Origin of the sequence: Thalassospira sp. A3_1 (assembly GCF_017744215.1) — a bacterium.
GTDB lineage: Bacteria > Pseudomonadota > Alphaproteobacteria > Rhodospirillales > Thalassospiraceae > Thalassospira > Thalassospira lucentensis_A.
The window spans coordinates 271,701-298,043 of sequence record NZ_JAGHQQ010000002.1 but is presented as its reverse complement, the minus strand read 5'-3'; the positions used below and the strand labels follow the sequence as shown (position 1 = coordinate 298,043).

24 protein-coding genes are annotated in these 26,343 nt (G+C 55.1%); 14 read left to right on the top strand and 10 right to left on the bottom strand.

Annotation, left to right across the window (positions count from 1 at the left end):
* Positions 1 to 2: 2 nt before the first annotated feature.
* Together J7395_RS08375 and J7395_RS08370 are read right to left on the bottom strand one after the other, a co-directional pair.
* Positions 3 to 878, bottom strand: coding sequence for a branched-chain amino acid ABC transporter permease (locus J7395_RS08375; RefSeq protein ID WP_247742070.1), 876 nt, complete (start codon positions 876 to 878; stop codon positions 3 to 5).
* 93 nt (positions 879 to 971) lie between these two features.
* A complete protein-coding gene (locus J7395_RS08370) occupies positions 972 to 2,162 on the bottom strand; it encodes an ABC transporter substrate-binding protein (protein WP_062951510.1) in 1,191 nt (396 codons plus the stop codon).
* A gap of 238 nt (positions 2,163 to 2,400) precedes the next feature.
* Here J7395_RS08370 and J7395_RS08365 point away from each other — a divergent pair, with 238 nt between their 5' ends.
* A complete protein-coding gene (locus tag J7395_RS08365) occupies positions 2,401 to 2,826 on the top strand; it encodes a nuclear transport factor 2 family protein (protein ID WP_209221185.1) in 426 nt (141 codons plus the stop codon).
* A gap of 46 nt (positions 2,827 to 2,872) precedes the next feature.
* Here the strand turns inward: J7395_RS08365 and J7395_RS08360 are convergent, their stop codons facing one another.
* Complete coding sequence (locus J7395_RS08360) at positions 2,873 to 3,586, bottom strand: GntR family transcriptional regulator (protein WP_062951512.1); 714 nt, start codon at positions 3,584 to 3,586, stop codon at positions 2,873 to 2,875.
* A 126-nt stretch (positions 3,587 to 3,712) separates the two neighbouring features.
* Between J7395_RS08360 and J7395_RS08355 the strand changes: the two genes are divergently transcribed.
* The 8 genes from J7395_RS08355 (at position 3,713) to J7395_RS08320 (ending at position 13,091) form a co-directional block, all read left to right on the top strand.
* A complete protein-coding gene (locus tag J7395_RS08355) occupies positions 3,713 to 5,302 on the top strand; it encodes a gamma-glutamyltransferase family protein (protein WP_209221184.1) in 1,590 nt (529 codons plus the stop codon).
* Positions 5,303 to 5,578: 276 nt separating this feature from the next.
* Complete coding sequence (locus tag J7395_RS08350) at positions 5,579 to 6,616, top strand: LacI family DNA-binding transcriptional regulator (RefSeq protein ID WP_209221183.1); 1,038 nt, start codon at positions 5,579 to 5,581, stop codon at positions 6,614 to 6,616.
* Positions 6,616 to 7,641: an ABC transporter substrate-binding protein gene (locus J7395_RS08345; protein WP_247742069.1), complete on the top strand. Its 1,026-nt coding sequence runs from the start codon at positions 6,616 to 6,618 to the stop codon at positions 7,639 to 7,641. Before J7395_RS08350 ends, J7395_RS08345 begins: the two co-directional genes overlap by 1 nt.
* Before the next feature lie 109 nt (positions 7,642 to 7,750).
* Positions 7,751 to 8,578 carry an ABC transporter permease gene (locus tag J7395_RS08340; RefSeq protein WP_037990615.1) on the top strand — a complete coding sequence of 276 codons (828 nt, stop codon included), beginning with the start codon at positions 7,751 to 7,753 and terminating at the stop codon, positions 8,576 to 8,578.
* Positions 8,575 to 9,354 (top strand): ABC transporter permease, encoded by a 780-nt coding sequence (locus J7395_RS08335; RefSeq protein ID WP_037990613.1) that lies wholly within the window; start codon positions 8,575 to 8,577, stop codon positions 9,352 to 9,354. Before J7395_RS08340 ends, J7395_RS08335 begins: the two co-directional genes overlap by 4 nt.
* The gene (locus J7395_RS08330) at positions 9,347 to 10,381 is read left to right on the top strand and encodes an ABC transporter ATP-binding protein (protein WP_209221182.1); all 1,035 of its coding nucleotides are present in this window, start codon (positions 9,347 to 9,349) and stop codon (positions 10,379 to 10,381) included. Before J7395_RS08335 ends, J7395_RS08330 begins: the two co-directional genes overlap by 8 nt.
* Positions 10,381 to 11,310: a nucleoside hydrolase gene (locus J7395_RS08325; protein ID WP_209221181.1), complete on the top strand. Its 930-nt coding sequence runs from the start codon at positions 10,381 to 10,383 to the stop codon at positions 11,308 to 11,310. Before J7395_RS08330 ends, J7395_RS08325 begins: the two co-directional genes overlap by 1 nt.
* Positions 11,307 to 13,091 (top strand): adenine deaminase, encoded by a 1,785-nt coding sequence (locus tag J7395_RS08320; RefSeq protein WP_209221180.1) that lies wholly within the window; start codon positions 11,307 to 11,309, stop codon positions 13,089 to 13,091. The genes J7395_RS08325 and J7395_RS08320 overlap by 4 nt, the downstream gene beginning before the upstream one ends.
* A gap of 50 nt (positions 13,092 to 13,141) precedes the next feature.
* On the opposite strand, the gene J7395_RS08315 is transcribed toward J7395_RS08320, so the two are convergent.
* Genes J7395_RS08315 through uxuA form a run of 3 tightly spaced genes read right to left on the bottom strand, consistent with a single transcriptional unit; the run spans position 13,142 to position 15,974 of the window.
* The gene (locus J7395_RS08315) at positions 13,142 to 13,306 is read right to left on the bottom strand and encodes a hypothetical protein (RefSeq protein WP_348541217.1); all 165 of its coding nucleotides are present in this window, start codon (positions 13,304 to 13,306) and stop codon (positions 13,142 to 13,144) included.
* Complete coding sequence (locus tag J7395_RS08310; RefSeq protein ID WP_209221179.1) at positions 13,303 to 14,754, bottom strand: mannitol dehydrogenase family protein; 1,452 nt, start codon at positions 14,752 to 14,754, stop codon at positions 13,303 to 13,305. Before J7395_RS08310 ends, J7395_RS08315 begins: the two co-directional genes overlap by 4 nt.
* A complete protein-coding gene (gene uxuA / locus J7395_RS08305) occupies positions 14,751 to 15,974 on the bottom strand; it encodes a mannonate dehydratase (RefSeq protein ID WP_209221178.1) in 1,224 nt (407 codons plus the stop codon). The genes J7395_RS08310 and uxuA overlap by 4 nt, the downstream gene beginning before the upstream one ends.
* 127 nt (positions 15,975 to 16,101) lie before the next feature.
* Here uxuA and J7395_RS08300 point away from each other — a divergent pair, with 127 nt between their 5' ends.
* Genes J7395_RS08300 through J7395_RS08280 form a run of 5 tightly spaced genes read left to right on the top strand, consistent with a single transcriptional unit; the run spans position 16,102 to position 20,698 of the window.
* On the top strand, positions 16,102 to 16,812 hold the full coding sequence (locus J7395_RS08300) for a GntR family transcriptional regulator (RefSeq protein WP_114111293.1): 711 nt from the start codon (positions 16,102 to 16,104) through the stop codon (positions 16,810 to 16,812).
* Between the two features lie 26 nt (positions 16,813 to 16,838).
* A complete protein-coding gene (locus J7395_RS08295; protein WP_062951529.1) occupies positions 16,839 to 17,813 on the top strand; it encodes a TRAP transporter substrate-binding protein in 975 nt (324 codons plus the stop codon).
* 57 nt (positions 17,814 to 17,870) lie between these two features.
* On the top strand, positions 17,871 to 18,380 hold the full coding sequence (locus tag J7395_RS08290) for a TRAP transporter small permease (RefSeq protein ID WP_097051247.1): 510 nt from the start codon (positions 17,871 to 17,873) through the stop codon (positions 18,378 to 18,380).
* The gene (locus tag J7395_RS08285) at positions 18,377 to 19,651 is read left to right on the top strand and encodes a TRAP transporter large permease (protein WP_062951531.1); all 1,275 of its coding nucleotides are present in this window, start codon (positions 18,377 to 18,379) and stop codon (positions 19,649 to 19,651) included. Before J7395_RS08290 ends, J7395_RS08285 begins: the two co-directional genes overlap by 4 nt.
* A 3-nt stretch (positions 19,652 to 19,654) precedes the next feature.
* Positions 19,655 to 20,698, top strand: a complete 1,044-nt coding sequence (locus J7395_RS08280; RefSeq protein ID WP_209221177.1) for an L-idonate 5-dehydrogenase — start codon at positions 19,655 to 19,657, stop codon at positions 20,696 to 20,698.
* Between the two features lie 213 nt (positions 20,699 to 20,911).
* On the opposite strand, the gene atzF is transcribed toward J7395_RS08280, so the two are convergent.
* The 4 genes from atzF to J7395_RS08260 are packed head-to-tail and all read right to left on the bottom strand — an operon-like array spanning position 20,912 to position 26,343.
* The gene (atzF, locus tag J7395_RS08275; RefSeq protein ID WP_209221176.1) at positions 20,912 to 22,702 is read right to left on the bottom strand and encodes an allophanate hydrolase; all 1,791 of its coding nucleotides are present in this window, start codon (positions 22,700 to 22,702) and stop codon (positions 20,912 to 20,914) included.
* A 49-nt stretch (positions 22,703 to 22,751) separates the two neighbouring features.
* Positions 22,752 to 24,386, bottom strand: a complete 1,635-nt coding sequence (locus tag J7395_RS08270) for an ABC transporter ATP-binding protein (protein WP_209221175.1) — start codon at positions 24,384 to 24,386, stop codon at positions 22,752 to 22,754.
* Positions 24,383 to 25,321: an ABC transporter permease gene (locus J7395_RS08265; protein ID WP_209221174.1), complete on the bottom strand. Its 939-nt coding sequence runs from the start codon at positions 25,319 to 25,321 to the stop codon at positions 24,383 to 24,385. Before J7395_RS08265 ends, J7395_RS08270 begins: the two co-directional genes overlap by 4 nt.
* Positions 25,318 to 26,343 carry an ABC transporter permease gene (locus tag J7395_RS08260; RefSeq protein ID WP_062951917.1) on the bottom strand — a complete coding sequence of 342 codons (1,026 nt, stop codon included), beginning with the start codon at positions 26,341 to 26,343 and terminating at the stop codon, positions 25,318 to 25,320. Before J7395_RS08260 ends, J7395_RS08265 begins: the two co-directional genes overlap by 4 nt.

The window sequence follows — 26,343 nt, the reverse complement described above, 5'->3', positions numbered from 1 at the left end:
CCCTACACCTTCTTGATGGCAGCACGGCCAAACAGGCCACTTGGCTTGATCGTCAGAACCGCGATCACCAGTGCAAAGACAACGATGAAGGTATAGGACGAACCGAGATAGGTGGTCACAGCGGCCTCGACCATCCCATAGATGAACCCGGCCAGCATGACACTATAAGCCGATGTCATGCCGCCTAGAATGGCAACCGCAAAGGCCTTCAGGCCAAACAGCGTTCCCATGTCTGAATGCACGGAAAAAAGCGGTGCGATCAAAAGTCCGGCACACCCGGCCAGCATTGATGATATGGCAAAGGATCCGGTCACCATGACCGTGGTGTTGATCCCCATAAGCTTCGCCGCTGTCTGGTTTTGCACGACTGCCAGCAACGCCCGGCCCTGTCGGGTATGACGAAACAGCGCATGCAATCCCAATGCGACACCAATTGCTGCAATCGGGATCAGGATTTGTTGCGGATAAACCCCGGTGCCAAGAATATTCCAGCTGTCTTCCACAAGAACCGATGGCAAGGTTCTGGGTTCATTTCCGAAGGTAAACAGCACCGCGTTATCAAGCAAAATACCGCCTGCCACGGTTGCCATCAGCCACGCTTCGGAATTGCGAACCGCAAACGGACGGACAAGGAAAAATTCAACAAGAACCCCCATCACGCCACAGCACAGAATGGCCAGCGGATAACCTAAAATCACCGGCATTCCATACTGCTGACAGAAAACAAAACCCAAAACAGCCCCAAGCATGACCATGCTGCCCTGGGCAAAATTGACTTTCGATGAAACCGAATAAGTGATCTGAAAGCCAAGCGCGATCAGGCCATACATGCTGCCCAAACCGATACCGGTAATAAGGGCGGCCATTAACAAGGTCATTGCAAATTATCCTTTGCACGAAACCGCAGCAAAATGGCGCGCGGTTTCCCTGCGGCCACAACAGGCAAGGCAGGGCCGCAGGGAAAATCGGAATCAGTCAGTGATCGGAATGATTTCGCCTTCGACAAACTTCGCGAAGGTGTAGTCTTCCGGACCAAGCGCATCCTGATCATCCGGGGTGAAAGGCTTGTCATAGGTTTTGATCATGCCTTCGATCCCGCTGATCTCGTACATTGCCTGCCGAACAGCCGGGCCTTCGGTCGAACCAGCCTTTTCGATAGCTGCGGCAATCAAAAGGGTCGCGTCATAGGCATTGGCGATACCGGTCGCTGGGGTAACGTCGGCCAGTGTTTTGATCTCCGGGAATTTTTCCTGAAGCTTTACAAACATCGGGCTTGAGGCATCGGTAAAGAGATAGGTCTGGATGAAATGAACCTTTTCGCCACTGGCACCGGCAAGTTCGGTAAAGCGACCCCCAGCCGGCCCCCAATGCGATGAAATCGGAACATCCCAACCCATGCGATCAAGCGATTTGACGACCTGTGCGGTCGGGGCCACGTTGGCAACCACAAACAGGGAATCTGCCCCGTTTTCCTTAAGGCGTGTCAGCTGCGGGACAACATCAACATCGTTTGATTCAAACTTTTCAATCCCGGCATTGGGCATGCTGCGTTTTTCTAGCGCCTTTAGAAGCCCCTTCTCGTTGGACTCGCCCCATGGGTTGTTGATCAGGATCATGCCAGGCTTTTTAGCACCGTATTTCTTGACCAGATATTCGGTGATCGCTTCGTCGACATATTCATCCACGGCGGAGACACGGAAAACATAGTTTTCTTCCGCACCGTTTTTGGTGATCGGCGTACCGGCAGCCCATGGGCCGACAAACGGAATTTTCTGCTGATTGGCAAACGGCACGATGGCAAGCGATACAGGCGTATCCAGACCACCAATCAGGGCAGCAACCCCTTCGCGCTGCGCCAATTCACGCGCCGCGACAAGGCCCTTTCCCGGGTTGCTTTCATCATCACGCGACACAAGTTCCAATGGCTTGCCAAGGACCCCACCCTCGGCATTGATCTTGTCAATCGCAAGGGTAATGCCACGCGTGATGGCCTCACCCGACTTGGCCGACTGGCCACTCAGGGCTGCGACAAGACCAAGCTTCACGGTATCCTCGGCACGTACAGCGGTAACCGGCAATGCGCTGGCAAGCATCAGCACAGCAGCTGCCCCCAAAAGCGCGGCACGCCGTGTCAGTTTCGGGATAGGCGAATAAGCAGACATGTGAGACTCCCTGATTATTTTGAAGTGCCTGTTGGCCTTCGCAGTGCAGCAAGCCATGTGCCAAGAATCAAAATCGTTTTAATTCAATGCATTATCAGATTTGAACCCAGACTTCCAAATTGGATTGCCTCATGTATACGCAAATTGCATGCAATTATTGCATAAAATTAGTGCATGCAAAAAATCTGCCGCCGTATTATGCTGATCAAAGATCAATCGCACGAAACGAGGATACAAGATGACCGCCACTCTTGCTCCGGATGCTCCGGAACTATTGTCACCCGACGCTCAGATTGTGCGCGATTTTCTGGACGCATCGATGAAGCCCGATCCGGAAAAGGCCGCGACCTATATGTCGGACGATGTTGTCATCACGTTTACCGACGGCGCCAAATACGACCACCCGTCAGGCACAACCGCCTTTAACGCGGCACGTTATAAATGGGTGAAAAAGAAGTTCGGGCAGTTCGACGTCGCACCGGGAAAGACCGAAACCGTGGTTTACAGTGTAGGCACGCTATATGGCGAATGGCCGGATGGAACATCGTTCGACGGCAACCGCTATGTTGACCGCTTTGTCATTCGTAACGGCAAGATCGTCAAAATGGATGTCTGGAATGAAAGTGCGGAACGCATTCTGATCCGTCAGGGTACAAGGGCCTAATCGGGTGCCACAGCTTTTACGGTCGGATGCACCTCCGTGTGACGGTCTATTCCTGACCGTCACGCACTTTGCGTGCATAGGGTTCAAGCGCATCAAGATACACAAGCGGCCCGGCTTCCTTGCGCGTGATCAGCGCCCGGTCAGCAACCGCCGTCAGATGCGATCGCATCAACTCACGCGCCTTTTCCTCGTCCCCGCAAGCAAGGGCATCAATAATCTGGCGGTGTTCCTGAATGCCGCAATCGGTGGAATGCGGCCGCGCATAAAGCGACAATGTCAGTCCGCAGCGATATCCGATTTCTTCGACATAACGCAACAAAACCGGGCTTCCGGCCAGCTTTGCCAGAAGGATATGAAACTCGGTCGCAAGCCGGATCGAAATCGGCTCGGACGCATGTTCGGCTTCAACTTCCTTGGCAAGATGGGCTTCAAGTTCCGCAAGCTTTTCCGGGGTCATTTCCTTGATCACACGGCTGATCACAAGGTCCTCGATCTGGGTACGCAACTCGAATATATCGCGGGCTTCTTCAAGGCTTGGCTTGGCAACCATCGCCCCGCGATTGCGCCGAAGTTCCACAAGCCCTTCGGCCGCAAGCCGTTCAAGCGCCTGACGGATCAAAGTGCGACTGACGCCGAACCGTTCACCAAGGGAATCTTCGGGCAGCTTCATACCGGGCAGCAGAACACGTTCAAGAATGGCGGACCGCAATGCCGAACTGATCAGTTCATTGCGATGCTTTGCTTTATCAGAAGCCTTCATAAGATCCCGGCAACAATGATGATGAATGCAACTCTGTATAGTCGATTGCATGCAATTGCGCCACCGCCGATCCACACAATCTGATCGTTCATTTACATCCAACCATCCATTACGAAAGATGCCGATATGAGTGCTGCCAACATTTCCACACCCTATCGCGCGATGGTCACAAGTCCGAGTATCGCCGCCAGCGAGGCAGGCGCCCAGATCCTGCGTGATGGCGGCACCGCAATCGAAGCTGTTGTGACCACCGCATCGGTTCTCGCCGTGACATATCCGCATTTTTGCGGCATTGGTGGTGATGCTGTCTGGATGGTTGCCGACAGAACCGGCAAGGTTTCATCGTTCCTTGGTATCGGACAGGCCGCGCTTGATGCCAAATGTGATGCAGGCGTCCCCATTGCGTTGCGCGGACCGGCATCAACCCTGACCACGGCCTGCACGGTCGATAGCTGGCAACACGCGCTTGATCATTCGGCGCGCAATTGGGGCGGAACGCGCAAGCTTGCCGATCTGATCGAACCGGCGATTACGCTGGCCGAAAATGGCTTTCCTGTCAGCAAATCACAATGTTTCTGGCTGGATTTCCGAAAAGATGATTACCGCAACTGGGCGGGCTTTGCCGATATCTTTGCTCCGAACGGGCGGATGCCAAAAGCGGGTGAAAGGTTCGTTCAACCGCGCCTTGCCGAGAGCCTGAAACTGATTGCCAGAAACGGCGCACGTGATTTTTACGAAGGCGAACTGGCAGCCCGGATTACCAAGGGGCTTGGCGATGTCGGCTCCCCTCTCCAAGCCCGCGATCTGGAAATGACCCGCACCCGGACGGCGGATGCCGTTTCGCTTGAATATGGGGATGTTACGCTGTTTGCCCCGCCTGCGCCAACACAGGGGCTGGCAACATTGATGACCATGGGCATCCTGCGTGAATTGGGGATCAAGGATTGGGACGAAAGCAATCCGGACCATTTCCATCTGGTGGTAGAGGCCATCAAACGCGCCTTTCTGGAACGTGATCGGATTGGTGATCCCGACGGTACGAACCTTGATTTCAGTGATATGCTCGGCACTGACATGCTGCGCAAAAATGCAGCCGATATTGCAACAGACCTCGCAATGGAATGGCCCTATCCGTTCCGCCACGGCGATACGGTTTTCCTTGCGGCAACGGATGCACAGGGGAATTGCGCCAGTGTCCTGCAAAGCACCTATTTCGATTGGGGTAGCGGCGTTGTCGCAGGCGATACCGGCATTGTCTGGCAAAATCGCGGTGCCGCATTCAGCACGATCAACGGTCACCCCAACCAGCTTAAACCAGGCAAACGACCGTTTTATACATTGAACCCCGGTCTGGCTTTGCGGAACGGCAAACCCTGCCTGCTTTACGGAACGCAGGGCGCCGACGGGCAACCCCAGACACTGGCCATGCTATTAACCCGATTGATTGATTTCGGATTATCCCCGGCCGATGCGCTTTCCCGCCCCCGTTTCCTTCTGGGGAAAACATTTTCTGATTCCCGTGACAGCCTGAAACTCGAAGCAGACGCCGGACCAACCGTCTTTACCGAACTGGAAAATCGCGGGCACATCCTGCGTGAAATCGAGGCGCAAAGCGCACTTGCCGGACAGGCAGGTATCATCCGGATCGCGCCTGACGGCAATGTTGACGGTGCCCATGATCCACGTAGCGATGGGGCTGCCATTGGCATCATTTAATTCCCCCGCAACCCTCCTCTAAAAAGCATCCCGACCACGTCCAGGCCGGAAATTTTCCGCGCCCGGGTTTTTCGCCTTGTTTCAAAGGCTTCGCATTTATGCCGTTGCTTTGGCATGGTCTGCCACCGGATATTGTATAAATTTACCCCTCGACTCTTTAAAAAGAGTCCGGTAGCGTATGATTAATCGATTAACCAGTTAATCAATGTTGCCAGATCACATCTTTTGGATGTTTGACGGGGGTATTAAGTGGCTTCACCGCGTTCCGGACCGAATATGAGCATGATTGCCGACGCCTTGGGCGTGTCTTCGGCAACCGTATCGAACGCACTGTCGGGGAAAGGCCGGGTATCGACCGATCTGGTCGATAAAATCCGCAAGAAGGCCGACGAACTTGGTTATGTTCCCAGTAATGCGGGTCGCGCACTGCGCACAGGTCGATCAAATGTTCTGGGGCTTGTCCTTCCCGATATTTCCAATCCGCTGTTCCCGCAAATTGCGCAGGCCATGGAAGCGGCAGCATCAAATATCGGATATGGGGTTCTGATTGCGGACTCGCGTGGCAAGGTCACCACCCAGACACAGGCCATCAGCCGCCTGATCGAACGTGGCGTTGACGGTCTGGTCGTCATTCCGCGTCGTGGCACACGGATCGGTGATGTTGGATGTCCTGTCGCAATGGTTGATACCCCGTCCACACCGGGAAACACCGTTTCGGCGGACCATTGGGAAGGCGGGGCGAAGGTTGCGCGCCATCTGGTCGATCTGGGGCATAAGAATTTTCTTCTGATCGGGCATGATCCGGCATCAAATGTGCAGAATGACCGCATCGGCGGCATGAAGTCGGCCCTTGGTCGCAATACCCGTCATACGACGATCTGGCTTGAAACATTGATGCACGAACGTGGCGAACGGGCATCGCTTGGCCTGATTGACCACGTTAAAAACGGTGTCACCGCGATTGCCGCCGTTTCGGATTTGCATGCTCTTCGCGTTCTGACCGAATTGCAGACCGCCGGGATCAAGGTCCCTCAGCAGGTCAGCGTGACCGGTTTTGACGATCTGATTTTTTCCCCCGTGGTGACCCCTTCGCTAACCACGGTGCATATGGATATGGCCCGGATTGCCGAGCTGGCCATCGCCGCCCTTGTCCGTGAAATCGAACAGGGCAAATCCACCATTCAAAATGGCAAGACGGCAAAACAGACCGTCACCGCCGATACGTCGAAGGTTTCGATGAAACTGATGGTCCGCGCGTCAAGCGGACCGGCGGCTTCCCCTGACGCACCCTTCCCAACCGGAGAAACGCTGTGATGCCGATCAAAAAACTGCTTATGGCTTCTGCTGCCCTTTTGCTGTCCGTAAGTGCGGCAAAGGCCCAGGAAAAGACCCTGACCATTTCGGTCTATGGTTTCGCACAGGATGAATTCAAGGAACTCCTGTACGACCCGTTCGAAGAAAAATGCGGTTGCGAACTGGTTGTTGAAACCGGCAACTCGGTCGAACGTCTTGCTAAAATCGAAGCCAACAAAGCCGATCCGGTCATCGACCTTGCGGTTATTTCCATGCGCGATGCACTGGCCGCTGCCAAGGATGGCCTGACCGACAAGATCGATACGTCGAAGCTGTCGAACTTTGACAAGCTTTACGACATTGCCAAAGACCCGAATGGCGATGGCATGAGTGTTGGTTACACCTTCTATGCCAGCTCGATCGCCTATCGTTCTGACAAGATGACAGTCGAAAGCTGGTCGGACCTTCTGGCTGATGACGTGGTTGATCATGTCGCCCTTCCGAACGTCACGACCACACAGGGCCCGCTGACCCTTTATATGCTGGGCAAGGCACTTGGCGATGAAGACCCGTCGCTGAAAACCCCGATTGCTGCCGTTGGCGAAAAGAAGGACGAGATCGTCACCTTCTATGTCCGTTCTTCCCAGTTGGTGCAACTGATGCAGCAGGAAGAAATCTGGGCCGCACCCATCGGGCGTTTTGCATGGTCCGGTTTTTCGAAAATGGATTTGCCGATCAAATGGGCAACCCCGAAGGAAGGTCAGTCCGGCGGCATGAATGTCATGGTCCTGACCAAAGGCAGCAAGAACCGCGATCTTGCGCTTGAATTCATGGATTTCTGGCTTTCGACCGAAATCCAGACGGCATTGGCAGAAAACCTTGTCGACAGCCCGGCAAACAAGGACGTCAAGGTTTCCGACGAGATTGCCGAAAATCTGACCTATGGGGCCGATACTGTTGCCAACCTGCATCTGATCCCGTCACAGGTTGCCATCGACAATCAGGAAACCTGGCTGTCGGAATGGAACAACAAGGTCGGCCAGTAACCGACACCGAACCCATTATCGGATCGGGGCATGTCGCCATTTACCCCGATCCGGCGAGCCTCGCTCGCGCCACCACTTATTGACTTTAACCGACGACAAGGTTGCCGAGATGTTTCAGAACCGGGCCGAAGCCTTTGCGCTGGTCCTCCCTGCCGCGATCTTTGCCGCTGTGGTCTTTCTGGCCCCGGTTCTGATTCTTCTGTCCGAAGGTTTTCGATCGGGCGACAGTTGGACGATACAGGCCTATATCGATTTCTTCTCCCAGTCACTGAATCAGACGGTCTTTTTGCGCACGCTTAAACTTGCGGCACTGGTCACGGCCGCCTCAGCCGTGATCGGCTATGCAGCGGCTTTTGCAATCGTGAACCTGCCGCCGAAGGGCAAGGGCCGGATCACCGGCCTTGTTGTCTTGCCGCTAATGATTTCACCGGTGGCGCGGACCTATGCGTGGCTGGTGATCCTTGGCCGAACCGGTTTTGTGAACAAGGCACTGGTTGCCGTCGGGCTATCGGATGAACCGATCCGTTTTCTGTTCACCGAAACAGCCGTTTTCATCGGCTTGCTGCAACTGTTTCTGCCGCTGATGATCATTTCGCTGATCAGTGCGCTTGAAAACATGCCGCGCGATGCGGTGCCGGCTGCTCGCGTTCTTGGCGCCAACTGGTTGCAGGTTTTCACCAAAGTCATCCTGCCGCTAACCAAAGAGGGCCTTGTGATCGGTGGTACGCTGGTCTTCACCGGATCAATGACCGCCTATATCACCCCGGCCATTCTGGGCGGCTCCAAGGTTCTGATGCTTGAAACCCTGCTGTATCAGCGCGTGACTGTTGCCAATGATTTCGTATCGGCCAGTGTGATCGCCCTGATCCTGATCGTCATGGCATTTGCGGCCAATCTTCTGCTCAAACGCCTTGCCACCGCGAGGAACAAGCGATGACCAACAAGCTGTTTTCTCCGATCATTCTTTTACTGGTACTGGCCTTTCTGATTGGTCCGTTCCTGATCATTATCGCGGCATCGCTGTCGGCCGGCGAAACGCTCGCCTTCCCACCACAGGGGCTGTCCCTGCGCTGGGTGCTGAAAGTCTTCGAGGTCGAAAGCTTCCGTGCGAGTTTCGGCATCTCGATGTTTCTTGCCATCGGCGGCACGCTTGCCGCCCTGATCCTTGGCATTCCGGCAAGTTATGCGCTATCGCGCTACAAGGTCCCCGGTGCGGAAACCATACGGACCATCGTATCGTCACCGATCATTGTGCCGGGCATCATTGTCGGTCTGGCACTGCTGCGTTACTTCGTCGTACCTTTCAATTTCGGCATTCTGTTTGCACTGTTTCTGGCGCATACAGCGCTGATCCTGCCCTATGCGGTACGCGTGGTGTCGGCCAGCCTGAACAATTTGCGATCCGACATTGAAGAAGCCGCCGTGCTTTTGGGGTCGTCGCGGATTGGTGCCTTTTTCCGCGTGGTGATGCCAAATATCCGTGGCGGTATTCTCGCCGCCTTCATTCTGGGCTTTGTCACCAGCTTCAATCAGGTGCCGGTTTCCCTGTTTTTATCCGGGCCCGGTGTCCGAACCCTTCCAATCGACATGCTCGCCTATATGGAAATCACCTATGACCCGTCGGTCGCAGCCCTATCCGCGCTGCTTGCCTTCATGTCGCTGGGCATTGTCTTTCTGGCCGAACGTTTCCTAGGATTTTCCCGCTATGTCTGATGCCCGCTTTCTCTGTCTTGAAAAACTGACCCTGTCTTACGGTAAAAATGTTGCCGTACCGGAAATGGATCTTGATATCGGCAAGGGAGAACTGGTTGCCCTGCTTGGCCCGTCGGGCTGCGGCAAGACCACCACCATGCGCGCCATTGCCGGGTTGATGGAGCCATCATCGGGCAAAGTCATCCTTGATAATGTCGACATCACCCGGACCCCCGCCAACAAACGCCCGGTCGGGCTGGTGTTTCAGTCCTATGCCCTTTTTCCGCACCTTAACGTCTATGAAAACGTTGCCTTTGGCCTGAAGCTGATGGGAGTTCGCGGCAAGGAACTGGACGACAAGGTTCAGGAAGGCCTTCGTACTGTCGGGCTGTCCAAATTCGCCACCCGCAAACCCGCCGAGCTTTCCGGCGGCCAGCAGCAGCGCGTTTCGCTGGCGCGTTCGATGGTGATGGAACCCAAGGTGCTGCTTCTTGACGAACCGCTATCAAACCTTGATGCCCGCCTGCGCCTTGAAATGCGGACCGAATTGCAGCGCGTGCAAAAGGAAAGTGGTGTCACGATGATCTTCGTCACCCACGATCAGGTCGAAGCCCTTGCGATGGCGGACCGGATTATCGTGATGCTTGATGGTCATATCGAACAGATCGGAACACCAGAAGATATCTATAACCGCCCTGTTTCCGATTTTGTTGCGGACTTTGTCGGGTTTGGAAATGTCTTCGCGCTTGAAAACGGCAAACTTAAAACCGCAACCGGGACTGTCGAACTGTCGGGCACGGCCCCTCTTGATGCCAAAGGCCTTGCCTGGCGCCCGTCCATGGTCACCCTTGGCGATGGGCCGTTCGAGGGCACGATACGCGGTACGTCTTTTGCCGGAGGAACAAGGGAATATCTGCTTGATACCCCGCTTGGCCCGATCAAGGCGGAATGCGATGCCAGCCTTCCGGCCCATGAATTCGGTTCTGTCCTGAAATTCGATCTGCCTGTATCGCGGGCCGCATCCCTATCGCGCGTCGGGAGCCTCTGATGGGACTGTGGATCGACACCGATATGGGCTTTGACGACTTGGTCGCCGTGCTGGTTGTCATCCATGCCAGAAAGCATATCGACGGGATGTCGCTGATTGCCGGGAACTCCCCTCTTGAGCGCGTGCGCATTAATGCTGCCAGTGCCGCGCGCCAGTTTGACTGGGATTTCAAAATCTATACCGGTCGCGAAACGGCGGTTATGGGTGGGCTTGAAACCGCCGAACGGATTCTTGGGCCCCTTGGCATGCAATCAAGCGGCGTACATCTTCCCGATTGCCGCCCGATTGCAGAATGCAGCGCGTTCGACGGTCTTTGTAACTGGCTTGAAAGCAAATCCGGACCGGATGATGAACGCCATATTCTGGCCCTTGGTCCGCTTGGCAATATTGCATCGCTGGTTCTGGCGCGGCCTGATCTGGCGCGCAAAATCGACTGCGTGACCTGGATGGGAGGTGCCGTAACGCGCGGCAATCACACCGCCCTCGCCGAATATAATGCCTTTGCCGACCCCGAAGCGGTCGCCATTACCCTGTCCCATCAGGTGCAATTGCGCATGGTTGATCTCGACCTTTGCCGACAGGTGCTTGCCACCCCGGATGATGTTGCACCTATACGCAATGCTGGTGGGAAAAATGCGGAACTTCTGGCCGATCTGACCGAAGGATACATCAATATCGCCCTGTCACGCGGGCGCGATGCGATGGCGGTTTTCGATCCTTGCGCGGCGGTCGCGGTGATTGATGAAGATGCGATCAGCTTTGCCGATGCACATATCGAAGTCGTGACCAGCCACGGTCCTTTGCGCGGGCAAACCATTGTTGACCCAAGCTCGACCGCGATCAAAAACGCGCAATATGCCGTTTCTGTTAAAACGGAACGCGCGCGCAACCTGATCTTTTCAGCTCTCAAGGCGGAAGCAGCGAAATGAATAACCGCACGACAGAACCCGGCGATCTGACCTGCCATAAATTGCGCACACGTGCCGTCGCCGCCGCACGCGGCGATGAACCGTTCGATATCCTGATTACCGGTGGCAAGCTTGTCGATATGGTGACCGGTGAAATTCGCAAGGCCGATATCGGCCTGATCGGACCAATGATCGCAAGTGTTCATGAACCGGCAACCAGAAGCGACGCCCGCAAAATCGTCAGTGCCCGGGGCGGTTATGTCAGCCCCGGCCTGATCGACACGCACATGCATATTGAAAGTTCGATGGTCACACCGGCGGTCTATGCCGAAACGGTCGTTGCCCGCGGCGTCACCACAATCGTCTGGGATCCGCATGAATTTGGCAATGTGCGGGGGCTTGATGGTGTCCGCTGGGCGATTGATGCGACACGTGACCTGCCATTACGCGTTCTGGTTCTGGCACCGTCCTGCGTTCCCGCCGCCCCCGGCCTTGAAATATCCGGTGCTGATTTTGACGGTGATGCCATGGCCGAAATGCTGTCCTGGCCAGAAATCGCCGGGGTTGCCGAAGTCATGAATATGCGCGGCGTGATTGATCGCGATCCCCGCATGACCAATATCATGCAGGCAGGGCTTGCATCGGGGAAACCTGTCTGCGGTCATGCGCGAGGCCTCGAAGGACCCGATCTTGCCGCCTTTATGACCGCCGGGGTCAGTTCCGATCATGAACTGGTTTCAAGCGATGATCTGATGGCAAAACTGCGTGCCGGTCTTTCGATTGAAATGCGCGGATCGCATGACCACCTTCTGCCGGGCTTTGTCGAGACGCTCAATGTATTGGGTTTCCTGCCGCAAACCGTCACGCTTTGTACCGATGACGTATTCCCCGATGACCTGTTTTATGCCGGCGGGCTTGATGATGTAGTGCGTCGGCTGGTCCGTTATGGCATGAAGCCAGAATGGGCGTTGCGGGCGGCAACCCTGAATGCCGCAATGCGCCTTGGCCGTTCAGATCTTGGTCTGATTGCCGCCGGACGGCGTGCCGATATTGTCGTCTTTGACGACCTGACTGATTTTCAGGCGCGCCATGTCATCGCAAATGGCGAGACTGTTTCCGAGGCCGGTAAAATGACGGCGAAAGCCGTTTCGATTGATCCCGCCCCCCTTTCGGACACAATGAAAATGGATGTCCTGACCATTGATGATTTTCGCGTGCCTGCGTCCGGGGATCGCGTCCGGATTGCCATCATCGACCGACCGCGCTTTACCCGCTGGGCGACGGCTGACACCGATGTAAAAGACGGCTATGTTGTGCCACCTTCGGGCACGACCATGATCGCGGTTGCCCATCGCCACGGAGAGGCAGACAGCAAACCACGCGTCGGCTTCCTGACCGGATGGGGTGACTGGAAAGGTGCTGTTTGCACCACCGTCTCGCATGACAGCCACAACGTTACGGTGTTTGGTGGCAACCCGCGCGACATGATGGTGGCGGCCAATGCCGTCATCCGTGCCGGTGGCGGTATGGCGGTGGCATCAAACGGCAAACTTGATGCGCTTCTTCCGTTGCCACTTTGTGGGTTGGTGTCCGACGCACCGATGGATCATGTTGCGCAGCAATTTGCCGATATCCGAACCGCGACAGATGCAATTGTCGACTGGCAACCGCCCTATCTGGTTTTCAAGGCCCTGTTCGGCGCAACATTGGCCTGCAACCCCGGCCCGCATCAAACCGACCGCGGCATCGGCGATGTCACGACCGGGCAGCTTTTGAGCACACCGGTTCTAGAAATCATTTAGATCGCAAAATACCCTGCTATATCCATCATGATATAGCGGGGAATGCGGTGTTACTTTGCCCGGTTCAATGATGCGAAATAGCCCGGCTGATAATCGATCGGCAGGAAGCGTTCATGCAATTGGCGGAATGTTTCGTCGGGATCAAGGTCAGGAAACAGGTCCGGATGGAACCAATTTGGCATATGCTGGATTGCAAAGAACTGGGTTAAAGTCACGCGTCGATCTCGTGCCTGATGGCGGCATCGGCACCGTCCGACATTAGTATCGACAAGCGTTTAATCACGGCTTCACGCCAGAACGAGCTATCCTGCAACTGTTTGGGCATCCAGCCCTTAAGACTGGAAAGTTTTTCGTATATCGCGGTTGCATCCTGATGATCCGCCAGTGCTTCCATGATTTCGTTTGCACGTGGATCATTGAGCAGTTCGGCGGCTCTGTCTGGCGCTGTATTGACGCGCTGGAGCATCACAGCCATCCACGCCGCAAAACAAAGGGCAAACGTACCGATCTTCTTGCTTTCCCGCGGCAGGTCACAGGCCGGGGAGAAAATCCGCTGCGGGAGTTTTTCCGTGCCATCCATGGCAATCTGACGGGTTTCGTGTGCGATTTCGGGATTGCGGAAACGTTCGACTAATTCGACCCCGTAATCGGAAAAATCAATCCCGGCAAGCGGTGCCATCGTTGCGGCAGCATTTTCCATATGTTGCGCAACAAGTTGCGAGAAGGCCTCATTTGCCATTGCGTCACGAACATAGCGGTAATCACCGACTTGCCCCAAATAGGCGATCAGGGAGTGGCTACCGTTAAGCATACGAAGTTTCATAAGTTCGTATGGCTCGACATCGTGAACCAGAATCGCACCGGCCTCTTCCCAGGCGGGCCTGCCATCGGGGAAATCATCCTCGATAACCCACTGCGAAAAGGGTTCGGTTTCAATCGCAGCCGGATCGTCCATGCCAGTCAAACTTTTGGCATCTTCAAACGTGCGAGCTGTCGCCGCTGGCGTAATCCGGTCAACCATCGTCGAAGGGAAGGAAACATTTTCCTCGATCCAACCCGCAAGATCCGGGTCGACACGCGTGGCAAAGTCAATCACACCGTTGCGCAATAACACTCCATTCGATGGCAGGTTATCACAGGAAACGATTGTAAACGGTCGAATGCCGGCCTGTTTGCGGCGCTTCAGCCCGGCAACCAAGATCCCGAGAAGCCCGGTTGGCGTGGCGGAATTTGCCAGATCGTGTTTTACAGCCGGATGTTCCGCCTGAACCGCCCCCGACACCCGATCAATGCCGTATGCCTTTTCGGTAACCGTGATGGTCACGATCCCGATTGCCGGATCGGTAAGCGCGTCCAAAACCGGTGCAATATCACGCGAAGCCGCTATTGCCTTTGAAAGGCTGGTGACCCTAAGGGCTTTGGGGCCGTCGGGATGACGTTCAATCACCGTAAAGGCGCAGTCCTGCGCATTCAAGGCATCGACAATGTCAGTGCTGCGCAAACTGACACCGATAATGCGCCAGTTCCCGCCTTTGGCCTGCATCGCCACGTCGGTATAAACCGCCTGATGGGCCCGGTGGAAGGCACCGATCCCGATATGAACGATACCGGCCGTTGCCCTATCTGCGCCGGGTGCAGCAGCGGAACTATCGGAAGATGTCATTTTGGGACCCCAAGCAGATCAAACCTTGCCGAAAGTGCCGTCATTACACCGCGCAACTCGGCAAGGCCCTTGAGGCGCCCAATCGCCGGATAACCCGGCTGCCCCTTGCGGTTCAAGTCATCAAGAATATCCTGCCCGTGATCCGGACGCATGGGAATGTTCCAGTCTAAGCGTCCCGCTGCTTTGCGACGTGCCTCTTCGCGCAGGATTTCCTCGATCAGATCGACCATGTTGGTATCGCCATCCAGATGCTCCGCTTCGTGGAAGCTGCATGGCAGACCTTCGCTTTCGCGTTTTGTATTGCGCAGATGAATGAAATGCACACGGTCACCCAAGCGTTTCATCATCCCCGGCAAATCATTTTCCGGATGTACACCCAGCGACCCGGAACATAGCGTTATACCATTTTCCGGAAGATCCACCGCCTGCATGATGTAGGCATAGTCGGCCTCGGTCGACATGATCCGCGACAATCCCAAAAGGGCAAAGGGCGGATCGTCGGGATGGCAGCACATGCGAATACCAACCTCGCGTGCGACAGGTACGACTTCCTCAAGGAAGGCAACCAGATTGCCACGAAGCGTATCGGCATCAATATCGGCATAGGTTGCGAGCAACACGCGCAAATCATCCAGCGAGAGATTCTCGACCGAACCGGGCAAGCCGAAGGCAACCGTCCGTTCAAGTTCACTACGGCGATCTTCGGACATTTGTGCGAAACGACTTTTTGCATCCGCAACAATTGCGGCCGGATAATCATCGGCAGCACCATCGCGGTTCAGAATGAACAGATCAAATGCAACAAAGTCGACCAGATCAAATCGCATGCAGGTTGCGCCGTTTGACAGACGCCAGCTCAGATGGGTTCGGGTCCAGTCAAGAACCGGCATGAAGTTATAGCAAACGATGCTGATCCCGGAATCGGCAAGGTTGCGAAGGCTTTGCTTGTAGGCTGCGATATGATCGCGCCACGGACCTACCTGCCGTTTGATCGATTCGGAAACCGGAAGACTTTCGACGACATCCCAGGTAAGGCCCGAAGGCGCCCCATCCTTCATGGTCGCGATTTCGGCCTGACGTTTGGCAATCTCATCCGGCGTCCAGACAGCACCACTTGGCACATGATGAAGGGCGGAAACCACGCCATGTGCGCCAGCCTGGCAAATATCGTCAATGCTGACCAGATCGCGCGGGCCGAACCATCTCCAGGTTTGCTTCATGTGTTTCTCTCTGTATTGGTGTGGTGTCTTCAACACCGACTATAACGGTTAGGAATAATATCACGTCATAATTTTGTTGACTAGTATGGTAGTATGCATCATGACTCAGAAAAGCAAGGAGAGATTGATGGGCGATCCCGAACAAAATGACTGGGAAATCACACACGATCAGGCCGTAGGCCCACAGATCCATCGCATTATTCGCGAACGGATCGTGTGCACGGATCTGCTTCCCGGCGTGCGCCTGTCCGAAGCCGAACTTGCCAAACATTACAATGTCAGTCGCCAACCCGTCCGCGAGGCCTTCATCAAGCTTGCCGACGAAGGCCTTCTGGAAGTTCGCCCGCAACGCGGAACCTATGTCCGAAAGATTTCCGTCGCCGCCGTTCTTGATGCGCGTTTTGTCCGCGAAGCCATCGAGGCCGACATTGCCCGTTTCGTCGCAACCAAGCCCGATGATGCATTTCTGGCACGCCTTGAACAACTGATCACCGATCAGCGCAAGGCCATGGAAGGCGATGCGCGTGCATTCCTGAAACTGGATCATGATTTCCATCGCTGCCTCGCAGAAGCGGCAGGCAAGACATACGCATGGAAGGTCGTCGAGGATGTTCGCGCCCAGCTCGACCGGGTGCGCTACCTCAGTTACTTCCAGTTTCCGATGAACGAGATCATCGAACAGCATATCCGAATTGTTTCCGCGATCACATCCCGTGATCCCGAAGCAGCCAGCGCAGCCATGCGTGAGCACCTCCGTGAGATTCTGCATACGCTGCCTGATATTGCCCGCTCCAGAACGGAGCTTTTTGACAACGCAAATTCCACGTTGTCGCCCTAAGGCATCAACCGAACAGGGAGGAAAAGATGCTTAAAAAAACGACCAAGAAACTGATGATCGCCGGTGTAGCCGCCATGATGATGGGTAACTCTGCGATTGCCGCAGAAATAACCCTGAAACTTGGTCATCTCGCCAATGAACAGAATGCCTGGCACAAAGCTGCCGTGAAATTCGGCGAAGAACTTTCGACCCTTACTGACGGCCGTATTGATGTGCAGGTCTTCCCCAACGAAACACTCGGCAAAGAAATCGACCTGATCAACGGCATGCAGCTTGGTTCGGTTGACATGACCATTACCGGTGAAAGCCTGCAGAACTGGGCACCGATGGCGGCCCTTCTGGCTGTTCCGTATGCCTATCAGACGCTCGAAGACATGGATGCGGTTGCCAGTGGCGAAATCGGCGACAAAATCGAACAGCAGATCGTCGAGAAAGCCCGCATCCGCCCGATTGCCTATTTTGCCCGTGGCCCGCGCAACCTGACATCAAATCGCGAAATCAAAAGCCCGGACGATCTGAACGGCCTGAAACTGCGCGTTCCGAACGTACCGCTTTTTGTTGATGTCTGGAAATCGCTTGGTGCGCAACCGACACCGATGGCGTTCTCGGAAGTCTTTACCTCGCTTCAGGCAGGCACCATCGATGCACAGGAAAACCCGCTGGCGCTGATTGATTCGGCAAGCTTCAACGAAGTGCAGAAATTTGTGAACAAGACCGAGCATGTCCGTTCATGGATTTATCTGACCATTTCCGAAATCACCTGGGGCAAACTGTCGGATGCCGACAAGGAAGCCGTCATGGAAGCCGCAAAACGAGCGCAAGCATATGAGCGCGACCTGTTTAGCGCTGATGAAGAACGTCTGACGAAGGAACTTCAGGCAAAGGGCATGACCTTCGTTGAAGTCGACACGCAGGCCTTTGCCCAGAAAGCAAAAGACGCTGTTCTTGCAAATGTTTCCGACGAAATCCGTCCTGTCGTCGAAGACCTTTTCGCAAACTGATTGCTACCGGTTCGGTTGCGTACGCGTGACCGAACCTTTTTTCGACGGGGAAGTAACGTGCTTTCTGCCAGATTATACGCATCCATCATTGCACTTTGCCGGATCGGAACCGGTGCCGCTTTCGGCATTCTGATCGGCACGGTCCTGATACAGGTTGTGTCGCGAACCTTTTTGACCAGTTCACCGGTATGGACCGAAGAACTTACGCGTCATGCGCTGCTGTTTCTTGCGGCTTTTGGCGTCGGGCTGTCTTTTCGCAATGGCGAACTGGTTAATGTCGACATCGTTTGCGAAATGCTGCCTTTGCGTATTCAGCGGGCATTGATGTTCATCTCGGCCGGGCTGACTGCGGCATTTTGCCTGATACTGCTATCCCCTGCGTGGATGTTTGTTTCAATCGGCGTTCTTCAAACTTCACCCGCTTTAGGCGTCCGGATGGACTTCATTCACGCCACAGTTTTCATTCTTCTTGCCGTTCTCGGTCTTTTCGCGGTCCTGCGGATGATACGTGTCATCGCCGGGGTTTCTGACGGAAAAGCTGAAGATACGACGAAGGACTTCCCATGAGCCTCGCAATTTTACTTGGCGTTTTTGCCCTCGGCCTCGTCATCGGCCTTCCGGTCGCCGTGACACTGGGTCTGTCCTCGCTATGCTATTTGCTGCTGGAAGGCATTCCTCTTGTTGTGATCCCGCAAAAAATGTTTGCCGGGATGGATGTGTTTGTCCTGCTTTGTATTCCCGGCTTTATCCTTGCCGGGAACCTGATGAATGGCGGGGGAATTACACCGCGTATTGTGCGGTTTGCCAATGCGATGGTTGGATGGATGCGGGGTGGCCTTGGCCTGACCAATGTTACCGGTTCCATGCTGTTTGGTGGCATTTCCGGAACCGCTGTTGCCGACGCGGCATCAATCGGCGGCATGATGATCCCCGGCATGGTCCGCGCCGGATACACGCCTGCTTTTTCCGCCGCTGTTACGGCGGCATCATCAACGGTCGGACCGATCATCCCGCCAAGCATGCCCATGATCATCGTTGGTGCATTGTCTGGCATTTCTGTCGGCAAGATGTTCATTGCGGGTGCTATTCCCGGCATCCTGATGGGTCTTGCAATGATGGTCACCTGCTACATCATCGCGGTCCGACGTAATTTCCCTCACCAGCCGTGGCAGGGATTTGGTGAACTGGCCCGATCCTTCGTCGGCGCCTTCTGGGCACTTGCCATGACGGCCCTGATTGTCGGCGGTTTGCTGAGCGGCATCGTCACCCCGACTGAAACCGCAGTCATTGCCAGTATCTATGCCCTGATTGTCGGCTGTTTCATTTATCGCGAACTGCCGCTGCGCAAGGTTCCGAAAATCATCATCGATAGCGCGGTGACCGCCGCCGCCATCCTTGCGCTTGTCGGTCTGGCAAACGTGTTTGGCTGGATCCTTGTTTCCGAACGCATCCCGCAGATGATTTCAAACGCGGTACTATCGTTCACCGATAACAAATATGCCGTGATATTGCTGATCAATCTGGTTCTGCTCATTGTTGGCATGTTCATGGAAACGATTGCGGCATTGATCATCCTGTTTGTGCCGCTTCTGACCCTTGCCACCAATGTCGGTGTCGATCCGATCCATTTCGCGGTGTTTGCGGTTCTGAACCTGATGATCGGTTTGACGACTCCGCCGGTAGGCATTTGCATGTTCATCTGTGCGAACATCGCCAAAGCCCCGGTGACCACGGTTATCAGGGCGCTGATGCCGTTCCTTCTGACCAATATCCTGATCCTGTTCCTTGTTTCCTATATCCCGGCGCTGTCAACCTGGCTGCCGTCCCTGATGGAGTAATGAATGCAAACACGCGTTTGCCGTCTGTATGGCCAAGACGATCTTCGGATCGACACCGAAGCAACCACCGCCCCTGTTGGTGACGAAGTCCTTATCCGTGTTGGTGCCGGTGGTGTATGCGGTTCGGACATGCATTACTATTTCGAAGGCGGCATTGGTCAAATCCGCGTGCGCGAACCGATCATTCTTGGACATGAAGCCGCGGGCACCATCGTTGCACTTGGCCCGGATGCAACCAGTCTGGCCGTCGGGCAAAAGGTTGCAATCAACCCAAGCCATCCATGTGGCACGTGCCGTTATTGCCAACAGAACCTGCAGCAGCATTGCCTGAACATGAAGTTCTTTGGGTCGGCAATGCCAATGCCCCATATTCAGGGAGCGTTCCGCGATCTGGTCAATGTGCGCGAAGGCCAGTGTTTCGTCATCAACGATCAAACCGATATCGGCAAGGCCGCCTGTGCCGAACCCCTTGCCGTATGCCTGCATGCAGTTACACGCGCAGGTGATCTTGCAGGTAAAAAGGTTCTGATTACCGGTGCCGGCCCGATTGGCAGCCTTTGTGCGGCGGCCGCCAAACTTGCCGGTGCCAGCGAAATCGTTGTGACCGACTTGCAGGATTTTGCATTAAATGTTGCAAAGCAGATGGGCGCAACCCGCACCATCAACATCGCAACGGCTGCTGATGACCTTAAACCTTATGAACAGGATAAGGGCCAGTTTGACGTTTGCCTGGAATGCTCAGCCGCCCCGGCGGCCTTGCGGTCCGCCATCAGCGTTTTGCGCCCGCAAGGCATCCTCGTTCAGGTCGGCGTTGCCGGCGAAATCCCGGTCCCGTTCAATCCGCTAGTCGCCAAGGAAATCACAATCACCGGCACCTTCCGTTTCCATACGGAGTTTGCCGAGGCCGTTCGCATGATCGATAGCGGTAAAATTGACGTAAGCCCGATCATCACCCAAACCTTTCCGCTTGAAACCGCCACAGAAGCCTTTGACGTGGCACGTGATCGCAGCAAATCGGTCAAGGTTCAGTTGTCTTTCGCCAACTGAACCTGTTTCCTGTTTATCCGGATGCCGAAGAGGCTGCGACATTATACATGTCGCAGCCTTCTCTACATGATCAATCCGGATAGTTTAGAATACTGATGCCACCCGAAAACCCAATCATCAACGATTGGGTTCGCAGGCAGTGACTGACCCGACATATCCGTCCTCAAGAGCAATACCATCAATACAACCGCCGAAAGGCTGGAAGATCAATATTCAACCCGTCTTGCCCATCTTCTCAAGATATGTCCGCCAACTGCCCAACTCGGTAATATCGGTGGCGCCATCCAGACCTGCGGCTTCGCACAGGAACCCTTTTTTGCGACTGCCATCTTCGAGTTCAACGGTACCCAGACACAATGGTGACGGAATCCCGGCAAGGAAACTGCCGATTGCCGATTTGGGAACGGCCCAGACCTCAACCTCGATTGATCCGCCGGTATCGGTATTGACCAACATACCGGGACGTTTGGGCGGGCCACCGGCCAAGGCATAGAAGCTGTATTTTGCGGCTGTCCTTGTTTTACGGATCAAGCGGGCCGCCCGTCCGGTCAATTCACCATTAAGCGGCAAGCCGGACATATGTGCCCCACAGACCACGAGCCCGATTTCATCTTCACCGATGACCGGTTCGGAATAGCGGATCTTGTCGCGGGCCCATCCTGTTGCGCCGACATCACCAGCCTCAAGCAAGGCTGCCAAGGATACAACTTTCGCATCTTCACCTTTGCCTGCCAGAATTGTCAGGCTACCCGGACGACCGTCTTTGCGGGGACCAGTCGGAACCGCGATGCCACACATATCAAGCAGGTTCACAAAGTTTGTATAGGTCCCCAAACGCGAGTTTGGTCCGATCGGGTCAGCCGTGATGTCGTCCACCGTCACGAAATACGGAATGGTCGGCACACAGATGGCATCAATCCCCGCCAACGCATTCTCGCACTGACGTTGCAGGGCTTTTAGCCGGTAAAATCCGTTAAAAGCATCGACCGCCGTCAAATCCAACCCTGGCTCAAGAATGGCCCGTGTTGTTGGATGCAGGGTTTCCGGCTTTTCAGTCAGCCGTGAGCCGACCGCGGCAACACGTTCGGCCAGCCATGCGCCCTGATAAAGCATGCTTGCGACATCATAGAAGGGCGTAAAATCGATCTCTGTAATTTCGCAACCAAGTGCTGCAAGCTTCGCGACATCGCCATGAAAATGATCGCGCTGAATGTCGTCATCAAACGTCTCGAGAGTTCGAGCATCCGGCACCGCAACGCGCAAAGGAAGCGTTTTTGACAATCCACCCTTTTTGACGAAATTCCGGCTATAGGCATCCGCGACGTCAAATTGTGCTGCAACATCAAACACGTCCCACGCGTCCGATACATTCAGGGCAAAAATTGAAACCGTATCCAAAGTCCGGCATGCCGGAACAACGCCGGTTGCAGACAGGGTTCCCAATGTAGGCTTCAGGCCAACAATGCTGTTAAGCGCGGCAGGTACACGGCCCGACCCCGCCGTATCCGTACCAAGGGAAAAACTCGCGATCCCGTGCGCGACCGCCACGGCAGACCCCGACGACGATCCACCCGGCACAATCGCAGGATCAATTGCATTAAGTGGCACGGGATAGGGGCTTCGTACCCCGACAAGACCGGTTGCAAACTGGTCCAGATTAGCCTTACCAAGACAGATCGCACCGGCAGCCCGCAATTGGGCAACAACAAAAGCATCTGACAGCGCGTCATATGCAAAATCCGGACAGGCCGCCGTTGTCGGCATCCCCATCACGTCAATATTGTCCTTGGCAATATAGGGAATGCCCCACAAGGGACGACCATCATAAGCACCAAGTTCCCCGGCCGCTGCCAACGCTTCATCACGCGCGGTATAAATCAGGATACCCGGGTCACCGGTCGCATCCAGACGACGAAATGCTTCTTCTACTACCTGCTCTGGACGCAAACCGGATGCGTATGCCTGCCGCAATGCAGCAAGTGTGAAGGGAAGATCAGCAATCATTTTGGTATTCCGTCTGTGGCGTTGTTGAATGTTCTGAAAAGTCGGAAGGTCAGGCGATTTCACGTTCCGGGGCCTGTGGGGCCGCGGACAGCAATTCGCGTGTATAGGGGTGTTGCGGATTTTCCATCACGGTTGCGACAGGACCGGATTCAACGATGCTGCCATTTTGCATGACGATCACATGATCACAGAGCAACCTGACGACGTTGAGATCATGGCTGACAAACAGGTAACTGATGCCTAGCCGCACACGCAAATCCGCCAGAAGGTTCAGGACAAGCGCCTGTATGGACACATCAAGGGCGGCTGTCGGTTCATCAAGGATCAGGAAATCGGGTTCAGTCGCGAGCGCACGGGCAATACCGACGCGGGCCTTCTGCCCACCGGAAAGCTGATGCGGGAACCGGTCAAGAAGATGCGCCGGGAAGCCTGTCATCTCCGCCAGTTCTTCGGTGCGTGTGACCACCGCATCGCCGCGCATTCCCATCAGGCGATGCAACGGATCGGCAATGACCTGACGGGCGGTAAAGCGGGGGTTCAGGCTGTCGGTCGCATCCTGAAACACCATCTGGATTTTTGATCGCAACGGATGTTTGGCAAAACCTGCTGCTGGCAATGTCGCGATATCTTCGCCGCGATAGAAAATGCTGCCCGATGTTGAATCCAGCAATCGCACAAGCATCGAAGAAGTGGTTGATTTTCCACAACCTGATTCGCCAACCAGCCCGACACTCTCACCTTCATGGACAGTAAAGCTGATTTTCCTGACCGCATGAACCGGGCCGCTTTTGCCTTGATAGGTTTTGGCAAGATTGATCACGTCAATCAGTGGCTTTTTACCAACCACGTGCGGTTCAAGGTCCGGCCGCTCGCCTTCGGGCAAGAGGGATCGAATGGTGCCCGTCCGGCGCGGGGTCGCATGGACAAGTTTTCGGGTATAGGCATGTTGGGGATTGGTGAACAATTTGACCGGATCACCAGCCTCTAAAATCAGGCCGTCCTTCATCACGACAATCCGGTCGCAATATTGCGATGCCAGTCCAAGATCATGAGTGATCAGGATTGATGACATGCCCCGTGCACGCACCAGATCATCCACCAGGTCCATAACCGCCTTCTGGGTGGTGATATCAAGCCCTGTGGTCGGTTCATCGGCAATGATCAGTTTCGGATCGCAAGCAAGCGCAAGCGCAATGACAACTCGCTGACACATTCCACCCGAAAGCTCGAACGGATAGGCTTCATAGCGTGCTGCCGCATCGCGGATTTTAACCGCCTCAAGCGCTTCAATCGCCTTGATCTTGGCATTGTGACGGGTGGCGCGGCTGTGACGACGCAGAACGTCTTCGATTTGATGACCAACCTTACGGATCGGATTGAGTGCCGCACGCGGGTTCTGGAAGATCATGCTGATTTCGCGGCCGCGAATGTCGCGCATGTCGCGCTCGGACGCGCGGCGCAGATCAATACCGCCATAGACCGCTTCGCCGGATTTGATTGTCCCGCCAGCATCAAGGATGCGCATCAAGGCATAGGACGTAACCGATTTTCCCGACCCACTTTCGCCAACGATGCCTAGGCGTTCGCCTTTTGCCAGTTCGAAATCGATCCCCTTGACCGCATTGACTTCGCCGTTTCGCGTCCGGAAGGCTACGCCTAGTCCCTTGATGGATAGCATTTTCATGTCCTCCGTCGAGGATCGACGATATCGCGCAGACCATCGCCCATCAGATTGAATGTCAAAACCGCGATCATCAATGACAACCCCGGGAACAGGGCCATCCACCATTCACCCGACACGATGAAGTTCGCCCCCTCGGCCACCATAATCCCCCATTCCGGGGTCGGCGGACGGACCCCCAAGCCGATAAAGCTCAGCCCCGCGGCATTGAGGATTGCCCAACCAAGGTTCAGCGACACCTGCACCATCATTGGCGGCAAGGCATTCGGAAAAATGTGAAACGCCAGAATGCGCGCATCACTGTTGCCCGAAAGCTTGGCAGCCAGGGTAAAGCCGGCATTGCGACGAATATTGACCTCGGCCCGGACAAGGCGGGCATAGAACGGAATATTGATGATCGCAGTTGCGTAAATGATGTTCGCAACCGAATTGCCAAGGGCCGCAACAACGCCCATCGCCAGAACAAACAGTGGAAAGGCCATGATGGTATCAAGAACGCGGTTCAGCGTGATGTCTGTCCAGCCGCCCCGATAACCTGCAATCGCCCCCAGAAATGAACCGATAACAAATGAAAGTGCCACCGCCGCAACCGAAATCACCAGATCAAGGCGGGTGGCGACAACCACGCGGCTAAAAACATCACGGCCCAGATTGTCCGTTCCGAACCAGTGGGCCATGGAAGGTGGCTGCAGGACACTTGCAGCATTGGTTTCCAGCGGATCGTAAGGCACGATTGACGGGCCAAATACGGCGGCAAAAATCAGAACCCCGAACATTGCAAACGCAAATGCCGTAACCGGATTTTCGCGCAGCACATAAACCAGATGGGCAAAGCCACCGGACCTTGATTTGGCTGGCTGGGTAACGTCGGTAACTGCATCGGCCAGTTCAGGTTCCGCAGCAGACGTTTCGGAGGCGGATGACAAAATCTTGTTCATTTTCCTGAGGTCCCGAAACGCGGATCAATCAGCGAATAAGCCAGATCAATCACCAGATTGAGGAATACGAAAAGAAACGCCATCGCCAGGACAAACCCCTGAACCGCGGCATAGTCCGACACAATCAGGGCCTCGACCGCATATGATCCGATTCCCGGCCAGGCAAAAACCTTTTCGACAAGAACGTTCGCGCCCAGCACAAAGGAAAACACCATGCCAAGTGTCGTCACCACCGGTAACAACGCATTGCGAAACGCATAACCGTAAAGAATGCGACCCGATCCCAACCCGGCAGCACGGGCCGTTCGAATGTAATCCGATGAGAGGGCCGAAAGCATGGCGGCACGGGTCATGCGGGCAATCGGTGCAAGGGTGAAAAGCGCCAATGTCACAGCCGGAAGAATGAGTTGTTTGAACGCGCCAAACCAGGTTTCCCAATCGCCGACCAGTGCGGCATCAATCAGGAAGAAACCCGTCACATGCGGAGGATCAAGATAGATAAAATCAAGTCGTCCCAAGGGTGACGGCGAGATACCCAGCAGGTAATAGAAGATGTAAATCAGCATCACACCGGTAAAGAAGGTCGGAAGCGACACCCCCATTGTCACAAGCAATCGACAAATCTGGTCAACCCAGCTTCCCGGTCGCGTTGCCGCCAGAACGCCAAGCGGCACCGCCACCAGACAAGACAACAGCAACGCACTTAGCGTCAGTTCAAGCGATGCCGGAAGGCGACTGGTAAGTTCGGTCAGAACCGGTCGCCCGGTTGAAACCGATTGTCCAAGATCACCCTGAAACAGTTGACCAAGATAGACCACGAACTGTTCCGGAAGCGGTTTGTCGAGACCAAGCTTTGCCCGGGTTTCTTCAATTGTTTCGGGCGTTGCCATGATCCCGGCAAACTGGACGGCCGGATCACCAGGCAAGGCACGCGTCAGGACAAAGCTGATAACGATGACCCCGAACAGGACCGGAATGGCCTGTGCGATGCGTGTCAGAATGCTGGTTCCCCGGACTGCCAT